General features: G+C 62.3%; 17 protein-coding genes. 13 read left to right on the forward strand and 4 right to left on the reverse strand.

Annotated features, from left to right (window positions below):
- The first annotated feature begins 336 nt into the window (after positions 1 to 336).
- From ACW73L_RS14375 to ACW73L_RS14400, 6 genes are all read left to right on the forward strand, one after another.
- The gene (locus ACW73L_RS14375) at positions 337 to 1,257 is read left to right on the forward strand and encodes a tyrosinase family protein (RefSeq protein ID WP_498922954.1); all 921 of its coding nucleotides are present in this window, start codon (positions 337 to 339) and stop codon (positions 1,255 to 1,257) included.
- Between the two features lie 33 nt (positions 1,258 to 1,290).
- Complete coding sequence (locus tag ACW73L_RS14380) at positions 1,291 to 1,722, forward strand: hypothetical protein (RefSeq protein ID WP_498922956.1); 432 nt, start codon at positions 1,291 to 1,293, stop codon at positions 1,720 to 1,722.
- 22 nt (positions 1,723 to 1,744) lie between these two features.
- Positions 1,745 to 2,104 carry a hypothetical protein gene (locus tag ACW73L_RS14385; RefSeq protein ID WP_498922957.1) on the forward strand — a complete coding sequence of 120 codons (360 nt, stop codon included), beginning with the start codon at positions 1,745 to 1,747 and terminating at the stop codon, positions 2,102 to 2,104.
- A 265-nt stretch (positions 2,105 to 2,369) separates the two neighbouring features.
- Positions 2,370 to 5,744, forward strand: a complete 3,375-nt coding sequence (locus ACW73L_RS14390; RefSeq protein WP_498922959.1) for an ELWxxDGT repeat protein — start codon at positions 2,370 to 2,372, stop codon at positions 5,742 to 5,744.
- A gap of 148 nt (positions 5,745 to 5,892) precedes the next feature.
- Entirely contained in the window at positions 5,893 to 6,300 is a 408-nt protein-coding gene (locus tag ACW73L_RS14395) for a hypothetical protein (RefSeq protein ID WP_498922961.1), read from the forward strand.
- Between the two features lie 456 nt (positions 6,301 to 6,756).
- Entirely contained in the window at positions 6,757 to 7,113 is a 357-nt protein-coding gene (locus tag ACW73L_RS14400; protein ID WP_498922962.1) for a response regulator, read from the forward strand.
- On the opposite strand, the gene ACW73L_RS14405 is transcribed toward ACW73L_RS14400, so the two are convergent.
- Positions 7,029 to 7,562, reverse strand: coding sequence for a DUF4410 domain-containing protein (locus ACW73L_RS14405; protein ID WP_498922963.1), 534 nt, complete (start codon positions 7,560 to 7,562; stop codon positions 7,029 to 7,031). The genes ACW73L_RS14400 and ACW73L_RS14405 overlap by 85 nt on opposite strands.
- A gap of 302 nt (positions 7,563 to 7,864) precedes the next feature.
- Between ACW73L_RS14405 and ACW73L_RS14410 the strand changes: the two genes are divergently transcribed.
- A complete protein-coding gene (locus ACW73L_RS14410) occupies positions 7,865 to 8,797 on the forward strand; it encodes an ATP-grasp domain-containing protein (RefSeq protein ID WP_498922965.1) in 933 nt (310 codons plus the stop codon).
- A 99-nt stretch (positions 8,798 to 8,896) separates the two neighbouring features.
- Here ACW73L_RS14410 and ACW73L_RS14415 read toward each other — a convergent pair whose 3' ends face one another.
- On the reverse strand, positions 8,897 to 9,916 hold the full coding sequence (locus ACW73L_RS14415; RefSeq protein ID WP_498922967.1) for a sodium:calcium antiporter: 1,020 nt from the start codon (positions 9,914 to 9,916) through the stop codon (positions 8,897 to 8,899).
- A gap of 114 nt (positions 9,917 to 10,030) precedes the next feature.
- Between ACW73L_RS14415 and ACW73L_RS14420 the strand changes: the two genes are divergently transcribed.
- Both ACW73L_RS14420 and ACW73L_RS14425 read left to right on the forward strand, forming a co-directional pair.
- Positions 10,031 to 11,053 (forward strand): lipase family protein, encoded by a 1,023-nt coding sequence (locus tag ACW73L_RS14420; RefSeq protein WP_498922969.1) that lies wholly within the window; start codon positions 10,031 to 10,033, stop codon positions 11,051 to 11,053.
- Between the two features lie 100 nt (positions 11,054 to 11,153).
- Positions 11,154 to 11,717, forward strand: a complete 564-nt coding sequence (locus tag ACW73L_RS14425) for an HdeD family acid-resistance protein (protein ID WP_498922970.1) — start codon at positions 11,154 to 11,156, stop codon at positions 11,715 to 11,717.
- A 31-nt stretch (positions 11,718 to 11,748) separates the two neighbouring features.
- Here ACW73L_RS14425 and ACW73L_RS14430 read toward each other — a convergent pair whose 3' ends face one another.
- Positions 11,749 to 12,747: a glycosyltransferase family 2 protein gene (locus ACW73L_RS14430; protein ID WP_498922971.1), complete on the reverse strand. Its 999-nt coding sequence runs from the start codon at positions 12,745 to 12,747 to the stop codon at positions 11,749 to 11,751.
- A gap of 189 nt (positions 12,748 to 12,936) precedes the next feature.
- Here ACW73L_RS14430 and ACW73L_RS14435 point away from each other — a divergent pair, with 189 nt between their 5' ends.
- Positions 12,937 to 13,404, forward strand: coding sequence for a hypothetical protein (locus tag ACW73L_RS14435; RefSeq protein ID WP_498922972.1), 468 nt, complete (start codon positions 12,937 to 12,939; stop codon positions 13,402 to 13,404).
- A 484-nt stretch (positions 13,405 to 13,888) separates the two neighbouring features.
- Positions 13,889 to 14,575 (forward strand): hypothetical protein, encoded by a 687-nt coding sequence (locus ACW73L_RS14440; protein ID WP_498922974.1) that lies wholly within the window; start codon positions 13,889 to 13,891, stop codon positions 14,573 to 14,575.
- A 147-nt stretch (positions 14,576 to 14,722) separates the two neighbouring features.
- Here ACW73L_RS14440 and hxlAB read toward each other — a convergent pair whose 3' ends face one another.
- Positions 14,723 to 15,892, reverse strand: coding sequence for a bifunctional 3-hexulose-6-phosphate synthase/6-phospho-3-hexuloisomerase (gene hxlAB / locus ACW73L_RS14445; RefSeq protein WP_129884177.1), 1,170 nt, complete (start codon positions 15,890 to 15,892; stop codon positions 14,723 to 14,725).
- A gap of 261 nt (positions 15,893 to 16,153) precedes the next feature.
- Between hxlAB and ACW73L_RS14450 the strand changes: the two genes are divergently transcribed.
- On the forward strand, positions 16,154 to 16,924 hold the full coding sequence (locus ACW73L_RS14450) for an HAD-IIA family hydrolase (protein ID WP_498922976.1): 771 nt from the start codon (positions 16,154 to 16,156) through the stop codon (positions 16,922 to 16,924).
- A 172-nt stretch (positions 16,925 to 17,096) separates the two neighbouring features.
- Complete coding sequence (locus ACW73L_RS14455) at positions 17,097 to 17,690, forward strand: DUF937 domain-containing protein (protein WP_498922977.1); 594 nt, start codon at positions 17,097 to 17,099, stop codon at positions 17,688 to 17,690.
- Positions 17,691 to 17,974 lie beyond the last annotated feature (284 nt).

Consider the following 17,974-nt stretch of genomic DNA (forward strand, 5'->3'; position numbering starts at 1 on the left):
TGGTGGAGGTATTACGAAAGGCCAGGATAGGCAGTCGAGAAATTTTACAGTCCGGCGTGATGCGCTTGGACGTAGGCGGAAAAGAATAATAAAAACAGCGGGAAAAAATTTTGGCCCGCAGCTTGCTGAAGGATGGCTACAGGAAACTCGCGGGCATGATGGCGAATAACGGGGAACCCGACATCAAGCACCGGTTCCGCCCTGGAAACAATCAAATTGGTACCGCCCCACTTCGTGGAACGCACCCGCCTGGTGTTTTCAAGGCGGGTGCACGGTCACCGATGTCAATCACGGGATAGGCGCCATTTCTCGAACGCAACGGGGAGAGACAACTGCATGACGACGATTCGAAGAGACATCACCACTCTGACCGATGACGAATGGCGGCGATTCGTAGACGCGCTGAACGCCTACAAGGCAGCTATCGACCCGGAAACGGGGATGTCCTTGTACGACTTGTTCACCAAGCGGCACATGGAGTCGATGATGGAGCTCACGCTCTTTCCGGGTGAGACCGGGACGCAGCGCAATGCCGCTCATCGGGGCCCGGTATTTCTGCCGTGGCACCGCGTAGCGCTACGGGATCTGGAGCTTGATCTCCAGCGCCCCGAGTTCGATCCCTGGGGACCGCTGCACAACGCGTATTACGATGCAAGCAATCCGCCTGAGCCGTTGGCGATTCCCTACTCTCGGTTTTTCGGCATGGGCAACACCTGGCAGACGCACGCCGTCTGGGACCGAATCGGCCACAACGGTTCTGCGACCCAAGGTCGTCGCGTGGTGGACGGTCCTTTCGCGCACTGGACATCCATCATCTGGAATGATGCGACGCAGTCGTTCGTCCCGAGAGACGGCGTCCTGCGCAACTTCCGGACTGGGTCGGTGATGCCCGGAGTGCCCAACGTGCGTGCGCGAGCAAACGCGGTATACGACACGCATCCGTGGAACGAACTCAATACCACCGGGTTCCGCAACATGCTCGAAAGTCGACATAACACCGTTCACAACATCATTGGGGGTGACATGCTGGCCGGGACGTCGCCGAACGACCCGGTGTTCTGGCTTCATCACTGCAACGTTGATCGATACTGGGCCGCATGGCAGCAGGTACGTGGCATGACGACCTACGCCCCAAACGGTGAAGGCCCGCCGGGCCACAACCGTTACGATCAGCTGAGCCACACGTTCTTGCCGGTCACGGTCGACGAAGCGCTTGATCTCGAGGCCAGCGATGTCGCCTACGACAGCTACGCCTGATAGCCAATAACCGAAGCAAATTTGGGAAACCCTATGAAGCGCAGAGAATTTATTCGTACCACGGGTATCTTTACGGCACTTGGCGTCGCGACCGCGACCTTTCGCCGCACGGCGAACGCGGTAGAAGAACAGACTGCCGTTCAGGCAACGCCGGCGCCCCATCCCCATGGCCACCTCCATGGAAATGGGCCGGAAAACTCCGAGCCGGCAACGGTGCTGGATGCGTTCAGTTACCGGGGAAGGCGCGTCAAGGTGCTGCATCGCGGTGGCCGGGGTCGACTCTTCAGGAAACGGACAGCCGAGTGCGAAACCCTGGCCATCGATGGTCACGAGAAGAGCCCGCATATCTTCACGCGGGTCGGAGAACACTATGCCTCGCATATGCTCCCGTACGAGACGTATCGGAACCCACGCGACCTGGTCAAGCGGCTGGTGGATGAAGATGGCCGCTTTTTCATCCTGTGACCTGATTGTTGTGCGCGGTGGCATGAAAAACCGTAAGTGGCTGTTTGCGATGGTGTATCTCGGTTGGTTGAGTGTTGCCGCGGCCGATGGCGGCCCGCTTTGCGACGCGCCGGTCGACGGTGGGCGTGGGGCCGAGTCCTCGGTCGTTATCGAGCGGTTCGTCTACCGGGGCAAGAGCATCGCGGTTTCACGAACGGGTAGCGGTGCAGATGACGCCGTGCGGGTCTGCGTCGACGGCCGCCAGTGGCCAGCCGACCTGATTGTGCGCGTCGGCGATGGGTTTACGTCGAAACTGTTGCCCTATCAGCAGTTCCCGAAGCTCCCGGACCTGATCAAGACGCTGATCGATAACGACGGCGTGCTGTTTCGGATCGGACCGTGACGCTGCGAGAGCCATACGTGTTCCCGGTGGGGGCGTCAGGTGTTCCGGGGCGATGGACATCGAGCGCGGCTCGGCCCGGAGCCAGGTTCACCGCCCGTCGAGGAACGCCTGCGGGTAGGCGCCGGGATCACGGCGAACAGGGAACCCGATGGCGACCGGTCTGGGCTCCAGCGCGTCACCCCGGTTAGCAGAAGCCACTCGTCAGAACCGTCGGTCATCCTTTACTTCAACGCTCAAGTAGTACGCAGTCTTCCGGAGAGTCTCTATGTCCGTTCAGGCCAACCGCTGGATCTTCCAGGCATCCGATTCCACCAACGGTACCGAGTTGTGGATCACCGACGGCACGACGTCTGGCACTCAGTTGCTCAAGAACATCAACCCGGGTTCCTCAGGGTCAGTGCCGCTTTATCTGTCGACGTTCGGGAAGGACAAGGTCCTTTTTTCGGCGACGGACGCAAGCAACGGCCGAGAACTGTGGATTTCGGACGGGACCGAGGCGGGAACGCGGCTGGTCAAGAACATCAACCCCGGGACTGGTGGCTCGTTGCCCCAGAATTTCACCGATTTAGGTAATGGGCATGCGATTTTCACCGCCTCGACTGGCGATACCGGTGCCGAGTTGTGGATCACCGACGGGACCGAGGCGGGTACAAGGCTGCTAAAGGAACTGTTCAACGGCACCGGCAGTTCTTCACCGCAGAACTTTACCGCGCTCGGTAACGGGCTTGTGCTGTTCACTGCGGAGGACGGCGTTAGTGGGCGCGAATTGTGGGTCACGGATGGTACCGAAGCAGGCACGGTTCTGATCAGTGACATCTTCACTGGCACGTCCGGATCAGCGCCCACCAGCTTCGTTCCGATCGGAGAGGGGCGAGCGCTCTTCAGTGCAAGCTCTTTATCCGCGGGCGGCGAGTTGTGGATCACGGATGGAACCGCGGGCGGCACGACGCTCGTGAGCGACATACTTCCGGGCTCCGAGGGCTCCAATCCGACGAACATCACCGCGCTCGGCGATGGCAAGTGGCTGTTCGTTGCCGAGGACAATGCCAATGGCAGTGAGTTGTGGATTACGGACGGCAGCGCGGCCGGCACCCAACTGGTTACCAATATTCGTTCAGGGGCCACAGGTTCATTCCCCTTGAATGTAACCTCCCTGGGTAATGGCAAGGCGCTGTTCACGGCGGACGACGGCGTCAGAGGCGCCGAACTGTGGATTACGGACGGCACGGCGGGCGGCACGATGCTGCTCCGGGACATTGCGCCGGGTGCGTCGGGTTCGGGCGTGCAGTACATCACGGCGCTAGGTGACGGCAAGGCCGTGTTCCGTGCCAACAACGGCAGCAGCGGGGCTGAACTCTGGATCACGGATGGCACCAGTGCCGGCACGCTTATGGTGAAGGATATCAATCCCGGTGCCGGGAGTTCCGCTCCTCAGTACATTACGGCGCTGGGTGACGGCACGGCTCTGTTCCGTGCGAACAATGGCAGCAGCGGTGCGGAGTTGTGGATCACGGATGGCACCAGCGCGGGCACCACGCTATTGAAGGACATCAACGCCGGTCTCGCGGGTTCATCCCCAATTGGATACGTGGGGCTGCGCGTGAATTCTTCCCCCACGGCGAATCCGGACACGTTGGCGGCGGTCGAGGATACACCGATCGTGTTTACCGCGGCGGAACTGCTCGCCAACGATACTGACCCGGATGGCGATACGCTCACAATTGCCAGCGTGGCTTCAGGAGTCGGGGGGACGGCTGTCCTTCAGTCGGATGGGAGCGTGCTCTTCACGCCGAATGCCAACTTCAACGGTACTGCCGATTTCACCTATACGGCTACCGATGGGACCGCCTTCTGTGAGCCGGAGTTGGTCACCGTGGAGGTGGCCGCGGTCAATGATCCAGCCATGGTTAGCGGCGATGTCACCGGCACCGTGTTGGAAGACGGCGTTCCGGGCTCGGTGAGCGGTGCCCTGATCTCGGAGGATCCGGACGGTCCGTCGAGCTTCGTCGCTGTCGCATCGCTGACCGCGAGCGATCTGGGCTACGGCTCCTTCACGATTACGGCAGAGGGGATCTGGACCTACGTCCTCGATAACAACAACGCCACGGTCGATGCGCTGGACGCTGGGCAGGAACTTACGGATACCTTTACCGTAGTCACGGGCGACGGGACCGAACAACAGGTGACCGTCACCGTTCATGGCCAGACCGACGTCACGGAGTCTGCGCCAAGCGATATTCGCTGGCTAGCCTCGAGCCCGAACAATCGGAGCATCCCCGCGGCGGGCGAGCCGATTGCGCTGCTCACGGCAATAGATCAAGACTCCTCGGACTTCAACTACACCCTGCTGGCCGGAAGCAGTCCCGGTTTTTCCCTGACCAACGGCGTCGTCACGCGCAACTCGGCATTCGGCGCGGGGCAGACCTACACGCTGAATCTGCGGGCGACCGATCCGACGGGTCGGTTCCATGACGAAGCGTTTACGATCCGTACCGGAACCTCGGCTGCCGACGCAATGCACGGTACGAGCGGGGACGATGTCATGTATGGACAGGCCGGTAACGACACCCTGAATGGTGGGGCAGGGGATGACAGCCTGTTTGGGGGCGCAGGTGCCGACATCGTCAATGGCGGCGATGGCAACGACATTCTGGGCGGGGGCAACGGTAACGACTCGCTCTACGGTGGTCTGGGCGATGACACCTTTCTCTACACCGTTGGAGAAGGCGCGGATCTGGTATCCGGTGGTGACGGAACCGACACGCTCATTGCCAAGGGCACTGCGGTCAATGACACGCTAGTTGTGCGGGTGACGGGCGGGCAAGTCGATTTCCTGGCGGGAGGCTCGGTTACCGGTATCGAACATCTCGAGCTCGATATGGGGGCCGGCGTCGACACCCTTAGCTATGCCGGCAGCAGCGCCGGAATCAGTGTGAACCTCGGTTCCGATGCCGCCACCGGTTTCGATCGGATCTCCGGCGTGGAAAACCTCATCGGTGGTGCCGGCGCCGACGTCCTGTTCGGCAATGACTCATCTAATTCGCTGAACGGCGGTGCCGGCGGCGATACCCTTTGGGGGGGCGTTGGTGTTGATACGATAGACACCGGTGCCGCGAACGATAATCTCGTGGACCGTATCGTATTTGGCGACGCTCAGGAGGGCGGTTTGGGCGAAACGATCCTGCGTTTCGACAGCACCGGTACGGCAGAACAGCGCGATACCATTGACTTCACAGGCGTGCTGAGGACACTACTCGACGCGAATCAGGACGGAGAACTCGGTTTCGGGCTCAGCGCCACATCAAACAACAGTAACACGATCGTAGATCTGGCGAACGTCGAGGCCTTGTACCTCGCTGGCACGGCCAACGACGGTGTCGCTACGATCGATTTGACCAATGCGGCGGCTGTGGCCGCCGAATTCAATGCGGAGTTCAATCTGACGGTCACTCAGGGGGAACAGACGTTGCTGGTGATCAACGACAATGTCAGCGGAAGTAATCAAGCGGCGCTGTGGCTCTACACCGAGTCGGGTGCCGGCATCAGCAGCGATAACCCGATCGCAGCGACTGAACTGACATTGATCGCCGTAGTTCAGGCGAATGCCACGGTCGTCAGCGGCCAGTTCGATTTTGTTTGAAAAATCCATGGTGTCCGGGCCGGTTCCCCAGGGATCCGGCCCGGGCGTCATCCAGGGGTCTGCGAAATTCGCGACTGAGCCAAAGCCCCGGAGCTACGGCGCGTACTTCGCGGCTCCGGGCGGCCGTTAGTCGAACGACGGAAATTCCGTGAAGACCACCGGCCTCCTATTGGGCAGGACCTTTCCTTCCGCCCAAGCGGCGATGCTCTTGCTGGCCATCGTCTTCCCTCCGCGCGCCCTGTCGGGCGTACCCAACGGCGAAATCGAGCCATTCGCCGCCTTCGTGAAGAACGGCACCGTGGCTGACAGGATTGTGCCGGACTTCGTCGTGAAGTTCCGTATTCCCATGGATACTCGATGGAGCGTCAGCCCGGTTACGGAACGGGCCAGGGCAACCTTCGCCAAGAGTTCTGCCAAAGCCCGAACTGTCGCGAACGAAACAGTCGTCACTGTGGTCGCCGGTGGACGGGCGCGACGGGCGGGCGGCTATGGACGGTGCAACGCGTGGGCCTACGCCAAGGAATTGAGGGTGCGCTACGACCTGCGGACGCACTGATCGGCGCCTCGGCGCCCAGGTCTCGACCCCAGCTCGCGTCGGTGCGTTTCAACCAGTCAACGAAAGCCTCCGTCACTGACGGGCGGAGTCGTTCAGCTTCTGTTCAGCGAGCCCCCGCTATTGTTTTTGTACCGGCCGCTTGGCGGCCGGAACGCCCTCGGATTCGTAACGGAGCACGGTCCATGAAACGCACTCTGGTCACCGTCTTCAGCGCGGGGAACACTGCCCGCCGCGCCGCCATGAACACAGTTCGCTGTCGCTGGTTGCCGGGGGCATCCTTGGTGGAGTGGTAGGAGACGAGGTGGGTTATGGCCATCCGGCCGCAATCATCGGCGGTTCGGTGATCAGCCATGAATTGGGTCGACGTTAGAGGGTTGGGCTGCCGCAAAATCGGACAGCCAAGCCGTCCCGACGAAATGTACTAGTTTCCCGGCAGTTAAGCCCCCGACCATGCGTTTGCTGCTGATCGAAGACGATCCCGAATTGGCCCAGCAGATCGGATCCGGTTCGCGCGACGCAGGGTACGCGGTCGATTGCGGCCGCGATGGTCAGGACGGCTGTTATCTCGGGCAGGCAGTTCCTTTCGGCCTCGCGGTCCTCGATCTGGGCATTCCCGGGCTTTCCGCGATCGACGTGATCCGCCGCTGGCGCGCATCGGGGATGGCATTCCCGATCCTGATCCTGACGACCGGGGACTGCTGGCAGGACCCCGCGCGCACCTTCAGTGCTTACCGCCGCGGCTGCGTCAACGCTGCGGCGATGCCCTCGGCGAAGCCCTCTTCTACGGTTTCGATCGTGGTGCTGCCTCCATAGATTCCACCCCAGGCAAATGTCTTCTGGACCTTGAAGTCTGCCAGGCGCGAGTTATTGGGCAGAGCCAACAGCGTGACCTCCGCATCGATGTGGATCTGGCCCAGCCCCGCCAATATGAGTCGGGCAACGGCGTTTCCCTTGTCGTAGCGAGTGAGCAACACCTCGATCCGGTAGGGTTGGGGTTCTTCCGCCGCGGCGTTCCGTTGTTTCAGAATGTCTATCCGCGCGGCGATACGCTGAGACAACCGGTCGCGTTCCTGTTGGATCAGCGCGATGCCGGGTTTGGCGCTCACCGTCACCGTGACAGTGTCGTTGCTGTCGACTACCGCGCCCGTGGGTGGCGTATGCGTGAAGTGGGCTTCAGGCGCTGTGGTGGCGCATCCGGAGACCAAGGCTGATGCGACGAGGATGCCAGTAATGCAGTTCTGGCGCGTTCTGCAGATGTTCATTGTTGTCTCCCGCGGGCGTCTCGGGCGATCAGCCCAACCCTTCCGGATGGCAACGGACGGGGTGCACCGCGGCGCTTCGGCCCGCGTCCCGTGCGTTCCCGAGCGCGCATGTACGACCATGCGCCCGTGCGGAAAGGCGGTCAATAGGCTCTATTGCCTAGGCCTCGAGACATTGGCTTGCCTTTGTGTTGCGCTCACGATCCATGCGTCGACCGACATTTATGCGATAGTTGATCGTTGTATCCAGAGCGGCCCCTGCGGATCTGTCGCAGCCACCTTAAACCAGTGAGTCACCCCGACCTATGTCGGCGAGAATCGCCTTTGCCCACCTGGGGCAGACACACGACGAGTTTCCAGCTGTCAGAACGGCATTGACGGCACGGGGTATCGCCTGCGAACTGGTCCATCTGGATCGTCTCGATACCCGGGGGCCCATTGAGTACGCGGCGGTTAACGTGCGCGAATGCCGCGGCTATCACCTGGATGGCGGGTTCCTGGACAAACTCGAGGTCATGACGCGGCGTACGGCAGCCGCCATCTGCATCAACTCCTTCGCGGTGGCCAGGGGCACGCTGGACAAAGCCGCTTACCTGCCGGGTCTGGAAGAAGCCGGTATCGATCTGGTTCCCACGCATTGGATCTCCGAAGGCGACGACTGGACTCTGGAGTCGGTCATGCGTGAAACGGGCTGGCTTGATTTGGTCGTCAAGCCCTGTGTTTCCTCCAAGAGCTGGCAGACGTTTCGTCTCAGACAAACTCCGATGGGCATCGAACTGTTCGCGGCCGGGCTGCCCACGCAGCCGGCGCTGCTCTGTCGGGCCGCAGCCAATGAGACGTTGCGTCAGGCGCTTGCCGGCCGTGCGGTATGCGTCCAGCGTTTTCTGCCCGAGATCCAGCGGCATGGCGAAGTCTCTTTCGTCTTCCTGGGGGGCGCGTTCAGCCATGCCATACGAAAGACCGTTGCGGAGGGGGGCTGGTTGGCACACGAGTTCTATGGCGGACGGAATGCCGTCTGTGAAGTCGATGCCGCCGATATCGCCTGGGCCGAGCAGGTTCATGCAGCGATCGTGCAGCGTTTCGGCGATTTGCACTACGGCCGGGTCGATGCGATTCACGAGGGGAGGCGCTGGCGGTTGCTGGAGTGCGAACTGGTCGTACCGCGCCTGTTCTTGCGTGAGGGGCGGGCGGTGGAACGCTATGCGTCAGTGCTGGCGGGAGCGATTGCAGCAAACTGAGTCGAATGCCCGCCGACGTCGACAGACGTCACCGTGGAGGCGGGGCGCGCGATAGGATGACGCGCAGCGACCGGCCAGGGCTCGGGCCGATCCGGGCGATCATTCGCTGAGCAGATAAAGCCCGAGGGAATTCAGCACGTAGATGGCGAAGAGCCCCAGGCTGACCCAGCCGACGGTACCGAACACGCGGTTGCCGGTACGGCCGAACAACCCGACGATCGCGAGGCTGGACATGATCACGGCCGACAGCGCCGAGACGCCGTGGATGGGCGAGACATGGGATAGGATGGGGCCGGGCAGGAATGCCAGGTCGTCGATCGCTATGATGACGATGTCGAACAGATTGCTGCCGAGGAGATTGGCGATGGCCATGTCGATTGCCCCGAGTCTGAGGGCGCTAACAGTCACGGCAAGTTCCGGCAGGGAGGTGGTTGCGGCGACCAGGAGTGTGCCGACGAAGGTATTGCTCCAGCCCATCATGGTGGCAATATCCCCGGCGACAAAAGGCAAGGCGACTCCGGCGGCCGCGACGACACTTCCGGCAACGACATACCCCAGGCTAGCCGCGCGCAGCGTAACCGCCGGATAGCGTTCGGTGACGTCTTGGACGAAGACCGACATCTGCTCCCGCTCGTACAGGAAGATGGAACGCATCGCCGCGAAATACAGCAGGACGATGACGGGAGAGTAGAGGCCGACGTGACCCAGTGTCGGCAACACGATCTTGCCGTCGATCAGGAGATTGGCGCCGACGAAAGAAATCAGGGCGATCCCGTACGCAGCCGACAACACATGCCCTTGACGGGCGCGTCGGTAGATTGATTCCTCCCGAGACAGGAAGTCGATGACCACGAGGATAGACAGATTGAACACGCAGCTGCCGAGCACGTCGCCAACCGTGATATTCGGAGAGTTGGCCAACGTCACGGAACTGATGCCGGTGATCAGCTCGGGGAGGGACGTCGCGGTCGCGAGAAGAACGAGGCCGATCCAGTTCCCGGAGAGGCCGGTCTTTTCGGCGATAATGTCGCCGTACAGGGAGAGCCGGGTGCCGGCCAGGCCAATGGCCACGACGCAGCCGATGAATTTTGCCCAGACGACCAGTTGGGCGGGCTCCATGACGATCCGTTCCTTTGCCTGTGGCGCTGCCGCTGGGTTAATGACGCCGGGTTAACGGGTGAGATCACGGTTGGATCATAGCGTATCGAAGGGGCGCAGTGCGCGGGTCAGGTCGTGCCGATAGCGGACCTGCTCACCGCGCGTCGTCTGTTATGCGCCTGTAATCTGGCCTATGGCGTGACGGCGTACGTTCGCTCGCCGGATGATCTGGCAATCACACCACCGGTGCTGGCGTCCCGCGAGGTGATCGCCGGACTGGCCGCGGCGGTGAACTTCGAACCGGGCTCCTTTTGTGCCTATCAGTCTTCCAGTCGGGCCGGGATCGATGCGTTTCTGTACGGGGAGACTGACGAGTCCGCCATTCTGGCATTCCGCGGTACCTTGCCGGCGCGGCTCGTGGCCGATCGGGATCGGCTCGACCGGATATTTGCGGACTGGCTCAACAATGCGCGAGCGCACCTGGTCGCGGGTGACCGCATTGGCGTGCCGGGCTACGTGCACGAGGGGTATGCACAGTCCTTGGATGCATTGTGGTGGGGAGCCGGTGGCCTCGGGGAACTGTTGCCCCGGATCCGGCTCGCCGTCGCGCAGGGGCGCCGTTTGCTGCTCACCGGTCACAGCAAGGGCGGCGCGCTGGCGCAGCTGGCCGCCTTGCGGTTGGCGGAGGGAGGGCACGGACTCAGGCCGGCCGCAGTCCATACCTTCGCCGCGCCGCGGGCTGGAAATCACACCTTCGCAAACGCTTTCGAAGCCGTGTTGGCGGGAAGTGCCTGGCGCTTCGAGTTCCAGGACGACCTCGTTCCTCACCTTCCGCCGACCGAGGCTCTCTGGTTTGCGGTGCGGTCGGCGCTGCAGGGCAACGAATCATCCCGCAACGAAGGTTTCGGCGAGGGTGCCTGGGCGGCACTCAAGGCGCGGAGTCAGGCAGTCGGACAGATCGGCTCCTATGAGTCCGCAGGGCAGCTCCAGTTCATCGATTGGGAGGACCATCTTCGTGACGGCGACACGCCGGCTTTGCGGGACGAGCGAGTCCTGCGCCTGGTGCGAGCGTTGGCACTGTCGCTGCCGGAGGTTTCCCGAGCCCATTTGCCGATGCAAGGTTATGGCTATATGGATTTTCTCGAGCGCAAAACCTGAGTGCGCAGCGGCGCAATTCGGCGGGACATAGACCCTTGCCGGGTCAACCCGTGTAAGATCACGGCCTCCAGACATGTCGAGTTACAGGAGGATGGGATCGATGTTCGGACAATCGCTAACACAATACTGGTGGTTACTGCTGCTGCGCGGCATCCTGGCGCTGCTGTTCGGGCTGGGCGCCTTCGTGGTGCCGGGGCTGACACTGGCTTCGCTGGTGCTGCTTTTCGCCGCTTTCGCGTTTGCCGACGGTGTGGTCGAGGTCTACCATGCGATCCGCATCCGCTCGCACAGCGAGAATTGGTGGCTGCTGTTGCTCGAAGGTTTGCTTGGTATCGCCTTCGGTGTGATCACGTTCCAGGCCCCGGACATCACGACGCTAGTGCTGCTGATCTACATTGCGGCATGGGCGATCGCGTCCGGAGTGATGCGCATCGCGCTGGCCATACAGGTGCGCAAGGAGATCGAAGGGGAATGGATGATGGCGCTCGGGGGGCTGGCATCGCTGCTGTTTGGCGTGCTGATGCTCGCCCGACCCGGAGCCGGCGCCATGGCCGTGATCTGGTACATCGGCGCGTGGGCCATCGCGATCGGCCTGTTCCTGATCGTCGTCGCGTTCGAGGCCCGCGGACTCGGCAAGCGCCGCGAGGCCGCGCGGGCAGCCTGAACTCTCTATCGACCGCGGGCGGGTCGGCTGTCTATCGGCCGATCAGCCTTTTGACGCGGGCCTTGAGGCTACGGGCTTTCTCGGCCTCGACCTCGTCGAGGTAGGCGCGCAGCCGCGTGTGCTGCTCGACGAGGTCGCCTTGTGCGGCCAGCCAGTCCCACAGCACTGCCTTGTTCGCGACCAGCGCCTTGAGCCAGCCCAGGGCAAGGCGGATTTCAGCGTCTTCGGGAGCGGCCGCTGCCAGTGCAGCGATTGCTTCGTCGTTCAAGCGCAGAAACAGCTCGCGCTGTTCTCGCGGATGGGATTCCTTGAATTGCCACCCCAGACAAAAATTCGAAACGCATCTGGGGTGGATGGCCAGCCGCAACCGCGCACAGTTCTGCAGGCCCCAGGCCGTGTCTCCGGCGTGTCCGAATTCGACCGGAAAGGGGTGGTGCTGCAGGAACTCGGTTCGGTAGACGTTGGCAGCACTGCTGCCAAGCACGGAACCCGTCACGTAACTGCACAGCACCATGATGGTTTCGAGCCGTGTCAGCAGGCGTGGAGCCTCATCGAAGGCAAAGGCCTCGCCAATGTCGTGGACGGGCCAGCGCACGGCGGCGGGCGTACGGCCGTCCTCCTGGACCATCCGCGGGGGAGAAACGACCACGTCGGCATTGAGTCGTTCCGCGCTTGTCAGCAGGTCCGCAATTCCCTCGCAACTGATCGTATCCCCGATCGTCGACACATAAGTCCAGGGCGCTCCGGCCAGCGCGATGGCCGCATTCCATGACTGATAAAGTCCCGGCGGTTTCGACAGGATCGTCGCATTCAAAGGTGCCAATCGTTCGCGCAGGAGTTCGGCCGTGCCATCGGTGGACTGGCTGTCGACCGCGATGACGCTCTCGACCTCGGGGAGCCACGTGCCGACCGCATCGAGGTGACGAGCCAGGGCGTCGCGGCAATTGAGCGTGGGCAGGATGACGGATACCGGCAACGACATCGCGGCATTAGACCACGGAGCGACACGTCGGGCCAGCGCGGACCTCATGGTGAGTGCACGGCGACAGCTGAACGCCGTTCTCCGAGATGAGGCGACGGCTTGCCCGCACACCAGATTGCAGGTAAGGGGGACCCGGTCGACCTCCGCACGGAGGCTGCCCAGTCCGGCCGCCATTCCGCGGACTAGACTTGTGGCCAGCGAGTCACATCCGGCTCGATCGTTGCGGGAGCAGCAGCCATGACTACGAAGTGCCTCACTGGATTCGATCCCCCCGTTGGCCCGCGCTCGACGCTGGCCGATCATGATTTTCCGCGGCCCATTCGCTACCGCATCAGTGGCTCTCGTACCCATTCCGCACGCACGCGCTCACGTCCGCTTTGGGCCGAGGCGTTGCGGCTTGACACGCGCGGCGCCGAGGCGGGCGTCGTGGCGCTGCTCGGGTTTGGCGCTGCCGCCTATTTTGGCCTGTATCAGGGGGTTGCGCTGGGCATGGGCGAGATCCTCGAACAAACACTTGGCCAAACGGTCGGCGCCCTGGAACTGCTCGAGGGACTGGTTCGAATGATGGTCGGCTGGATCGTCTTTCTGGTCATGGGCTTCGCAACGATCATCCTCAGCCGGCATTGTCTGACCGCCAGCGAGCCACCGGCGTTGCCAGAGCCAACGCCGGAAGGCGAAAAGGAACATGGTCTCGGCTACGACTGATCGGCCTGAGCGCGCGTTGATCGTCTTCGCCATTTCGTTTCCAGCCGCGCTCCGACCCGGTCTCCTCAGCGCGCCGCCCTGTCCCAGTCGCCGCGGACGGTAACCCCAGCGCCAACCGGATACCCCAACAGCGACAATCTGCAGCAGGGTCCCGCAACAACGTCATACCGGCAGGGAAGCACGTATGCGGCAGCCAGGGATGGCATGCCCGGTACCGCCCTTGGCCCTGGACTCCGGTAATCCCTGCCGGAACGACAACTTTCTTTGAATCGGCTGAATAACCTCGCGAGTCAGGACGGGATATGGGGTCTTGGCGGGCTTTCTCGACACTACGGCCGGCGGCATCGCCAGCGAGTCAATCGTGTCAGTACACGGTCCGCGCGGTGAATAGTTGACCGCGCGGTAGTGTCTTCGCGCCTTATCGTTCTTCCACCGGGCAATTCGCTCGGTCACCGACAGCTTTTTCGTCACGGGAGTAGCGAACATGGCGCAAATACAGAAATCCAGAACGATACGGGCGGCTCATTGGCTGATGTTGGCGGCCGCGGGCCTGGTCGGAATTCCGCAGATAGTAACGGCCGCGCCGGCCTGCGGTCCCGAAATCAAGGCGGAGATCGCCAAGCAACTCAACAGTGCCGCGAATTTACCCGAAGCCGAGCAGCTCAAGTTGCAGGCTCAGTTGTACGAGCAATATCAGTTCTGTGCCAAGGACGATACGCCGCCGGCGAGTGCCTTCCTCACGGCTGCTCGCATGTGCGGTGCTGCGGTGGGTTATACCGGTAGCCTGTTCTACGAGGAGATGAGTTGCTGCGGCTACGATCCCCAGCGGCGCACTTTTGCGTGTCCGGTCAAGGTCAAACAGACCTTCGGCTTCGGGCCAGCGCCGAATCCAGGTAGCCGGGAATACGTTTTGAACTGTGTCGCGGATGATGCGGGGGTGCTCCGGCCCGTGGGCTACGACAGCGTCCACCTGGCCGATTCCCGGTTGCGGCCCACCTGGCAGTTTGCCGTGGTGGCGAATGCTGTCGATCACCTCGGTCTGGTGCAACCGATGAACGGCGGGCTCCGGCGCGCGCGGTCGATCCTGTCGTGGGATTTCAAGCCGACCGATTGCGATTACAAGCCGATCTGGGGCAACTGGCTGGACTACCGGATCCGTCTCGATCAGTGAGCGTTCGGGGGATGTCAGGGCCGAGCGGCCGCAGCCATGGAGCGGCCTTCGTCGGCCACTCCTCGCTGTTTGTGCCTTTAGCGGACCACCGGGGTTCCCGAGATGCCCCGGTAGTCCGCCAGCACTGCAAGTGTGAAGTTCTTGATTCTATTCGAGGTTGGCGTGTCGGGTGCGCATCTGCTCCTCGGGAATCTTCTTGGCATGGATCACATGCGAGATCGTCGCCTCGAGAAACAGGAGGGTCGACAGCTCGAAGGTCGTGCCCATCGGCATGCCGACGATGCGGCTGTATTGCTCCGGAGTGCCGATCTGGAACACCACGTTGGCCATGTCGCCCATGGTGGAACTCTTTTTGGTGCTGATCAGGGCGATGGTCGCGCCCTGTTCCTTTGCCTTCTTGACGAAGGCCAGCATGGTTTCGGTCTCGCCCGACCCCGAAATCACGATCAGCAAGTCCCCCGAGCGAATGCTGGGTGTGACGATCTCGCCCACGACGTAGCATTCGTATCCGCCATGCATCAGGCGCATGCCGAAGAACTTCGCGATCAGTCCGGAGCGGCCGGCGCCAGCGACGAAAATACGCTTGCTGCGGTCCAGCAGGTTCGTCAACTTGGCGTCGTAGGTACGATCCGTGGCAGCCAGAACACTGCCGATCTTGCCCATGATGAACTTGTGGTGGTTGGCATCGAGCAGTTCGCGGATCTCGCGCGCCGCGTCACCCGGTGACTTCGCTCCGTAGATCGCGGCGCCGACGACGACGATATTCGCGCCGGCCTTGGCCACCCGCGTCGCCGTGGACTGGTTGATGCCGCCCGCGACCGAAATGCGCACCGGGAGACCCAACTTGGCGACCGCCTGCAGATCGGCGAACGGTGTCTGACCGGCTGCCTGAGCGTCGAGGCCCGTGTGGACGCCGACGATCTGCGCGCCGAGACGTGCCGCTTCGCGCGCGCACGCGAGTTTGTCCGGCACATTGATGAGGTCAACCTGAACCTCGGCATTGTGAGCGTTGGCGGCCTTGACGACACCGGCGATGGTTGGGGAACCCGAAACGCCCAGCACGGTGCAAATGTCGGCGCCGGCGGCGTAAAACGGGGCCGCTTCGTATTCACCCGCATCCATGGTCTTCAGATCGACCAGGACCAGTTTGTCGGGGAAGCGCTTCTTCATCTCGGCGACGATGGCGATGCCGTTGTGCTTGATGCTGGGGGTGCCGATTTCAAAAATGTCGACATAGGGGGCCGTCAAGGCCGCCAGCTTCATCGTCTGAGCGATGTCGAGCGTGTCCAATGCCAACTGAATTAGAGGTCTAGCCATGATGGTGCTCCAATGGATTCATGTTCGTTCCCGACGGTCTCGTGAAGTACGACCCGCTGAGGTCACTGGGGCGGGCGACGGTCTGGATATGCGCAGAGCAACCGGGGGCCGGTCGACGCCGGGCCATATCCTAGCAGAGTAATCTCCCAAAGTGACGAGGGGGACAGGGTTGCCGGACGCTTCCGGTTGACGCCGGCTCGAAGTTGGGGAAGATACACTCGGACATACCTGCAATTTCATTTAAAAAAGGGGAAAACCAGCGTGTTGACCGGCGTCATTCTCGATCTCGATGGAACCGTATACCTCGGTTCGCAACAAGTCCCCGGTGCGTCAGACTTCGTGGCATTTCTTGCCGACAAAGGCATTCAGTGCCTGTTCGTCACCAATCGGTCGAACCGGAAGCCCGAGGACGTGGCCGGGCATCTGCAGGAATACGGGATCCCTTGTGAGGTCGAGCATGTGCTGACCTCGTCTCAGGCTGCAGTGCAGTACCTCAAAAGCGGTAGCGCGTATGTGATCGGAGAGGAAGGGCTGACCTCGGAATTGTCCAAGGCGGGAATCGACATCACCGACCGCGACCCGGACTACGTGATCGTCAGCCTGGACCGGCAGTTCAGTTACGAGAAGCTGACGACGGCCTGCAACCTGATCGCCGGCGGGGCGACCTTCATCGCGACCAACCCGGACAAGGTGCTCAAGGTAGCGACGGGTCTCAATCCGGGTACCGGTTCGATTGTCGCGGCTGTCGAAGCCGCCTCGGGGGTCAAGCCGTTGGTGATCGGAAAGCCCGAGAAGCTGATCATGGAAATGGCGTTGGCGCGCATGGGGCTCGCGGCGGAAGACGTGTTGGCGGTCGGGGACAACGTCATGACGGATATCCCGGCGGGCGCTGCGGCGGGCATGCGCACGGTTTTGCTGCTGACCGGCGTCAGCCAGCGGCACGAGGCGGATTCCGGGCCCTTTCGCCCCGACTGGGTGCTCGACGGTTTCGCCGAACTCACCGCCCTGGTGCGGGAACTCACCGAGTCGTGATCCGACGTCCACGGCCGGAGGCCGTTCGGCTGTCCCTCCGCACGTTGACAGGGATGACAAAGCCCTCTTTACTAGCCGCGCCCCTCGGCAGGGCCGTTGCAATGGCGACGCTCTGTGTGCGGCGATCAGCGAGCAAACATAAGGTCGAAAAATACAGGAGCGAGGAACACCGATGGCCATCAATTTGATCGATGCCGTGATGGAAAATCTGAAGGGACCCGTGCTGGAGCAGTTGGGGTCCTGGATTGGCGAAAGCCCCGAGAAGACACACGAAGTCACCAGCGGGCTCGTCCCGACGATTCTGGCGGGCCTTGCCGAGAAAGTCGCCGAGCCGGAGGGCTCGTCGCTTTTCGGCACGATTCTCGATCAGGTGGACGACGGTCTCCTGGACAAGCTGGGCTCTGTCTTCAAGGGTGATGAAGCGGAGAAGGTGTCGGAAACAGGCGGCGGTTTGTTGACCTCGCTGTTCGGCGACAACCTGCTGACCACCGTCATCGCCGGCGTCGCCGGTGCCGCGGGGCTCGGCTCCGGAAAGGTGAAGACGCTGCTCGGTTTCCTTGCCCCGGTGGCGCTGGGTGCCCTGAAGCGCCTGATCACCCGCAAGGGTCTGAGCCTCAGCTGGCTCGTCGGCCTGTTCGCCAAACAGAAAGGCAGCATCACCAGCATGCTACCAAAAGGCGTAGGCGGACTGCTGACCGCAGCGGCGACGGCCGCCGCGGCTGCCATCGGCGGTGAGGCCGAAGAGCCGGCCGTCGAGGTCAGTTGATCCGGCGAGCTGATTCGGATCCGGCGGTACCCTCGCAACCATTCACGATCCGGATGCCGCCGCCGGATCTCCAGGATCCAGAGTCTGCCTAGGGGTCGTCGTCGCCAGATGGCTTGTTGCGACCATTGATGCCCGATTGCAGCGGGTTTCTCCCGCGCTCCAGTTTGGGACTCTCGTCCCGGTTGCAAGGATCTAAATTGGTGCGTCGCCGTGCGCGGCGCATCGACACTTTCCGCTGGCAAGTTACCAACAGGCCCACCACTGCGCCGCATCCGGCGAGACGG

The organism is Methylolobus aquaticus, from assembly GCF_054172105.1.

What these genes read in the sequence shown, in the direction of transcription:
- ACW73L_RS14425 (WP_498922970.1), top strand. Translation starts at nt 11,154, where the DNA reads ATGTTCGGACAATCGCTAACACAATACTGGTGGTTACTGCTGCTGCGC.
- ACW73L_RS14380 (WP_498922956.1), top strand. Translation starts at nt 1,291, where the DNA reads ATGAAGCGCAGAGAATTTATTCGTACCACGGGTATCTTTACGGCACTT.
- ACW73L_RS14440 (WP_498922974.1), top strand. Translation starts at nt 13,889, where the DNA reads ATGGCGCAAATACAGAAATCCAGAACGATACGGGCGGCTCATTGGCTG.
- ACW73L_RS14430 (WP_498922971.1), bottom strand. Translation starts at nt 12,747, where the DNA reads ATGAGGTCCGCGCTGGCCCGACGTGTCGCTCCGTGGTCTAATGCCGCG.
- ACW73L_RS14455 (WP_498922977.1), top strand. Translation starts at nt 17,097, where the DNA reads ATGGCCATCAATTTGATCGATGCCGTGATGGAAAATCTGAAGGGACCC.
- ACW73L_RS14415 (WP_498922967.1), bottom strand. Translation starts at nt 9,916, where the DNA reads ATGGAGCCCGCCCAACTGGTCGTCTGGGCAAAATTCATCGGCTGCGTC.
- ACW73L_RS14435 (WP_498922972.1), top strand. Translation starts at nt 12,937, where the DNA reads ATGACTACGAAGTGCCTCACTGGATTCGATCCCCCCGTTGGCCCGCGC.
- ACW73L_RS14385 (WP_498922957.1), top strand. Translation starts at nt 1,745, where the DNA reads ATGAAAAACCGTAAGTGGCTGTTTGCGATGGTGTATCTCGGTTGGTTG.
- ACW73L_RS14410 (WP_498922965.1), top strand. Translation starts at nt 7,865, where the DNA reads ATGTCGGCGAGAATCGCCTTTGCCCACCTGGGGCAGACACACGACGAG.
- ACW73L_RS14375 (WP_498922954.1), top strand. Translation starts at nt 337, where the DNA reads ATGACGACGATTCGAAGAGACATCACCACTCTGACCGATGACGAATGG.
- ACW73L_RS14405 (WP_498922963.1), bottom strand. Translation starts at nt 7,562, where the DNA reads ATGAACATCTGCAGAACGCGCCAGAACTGCATTACTGGCATCCTCGTC.
- ACW73L_RS14390 (WP_498922959.1), top strand. Translation starts at nt 2,370, where the DNA reads ATGTCCGTTCAGGCCAACCGCTGGATCTTCCAGGCATCCGATTCCACC.
- hxlAB (WP_129884177.1), bottom strand. Translation starts at nt 15,892, where the DNA reads ATGGCTAGACCTCTAATTCAGTTGGCATTGGACACGCTCGACATCGCT.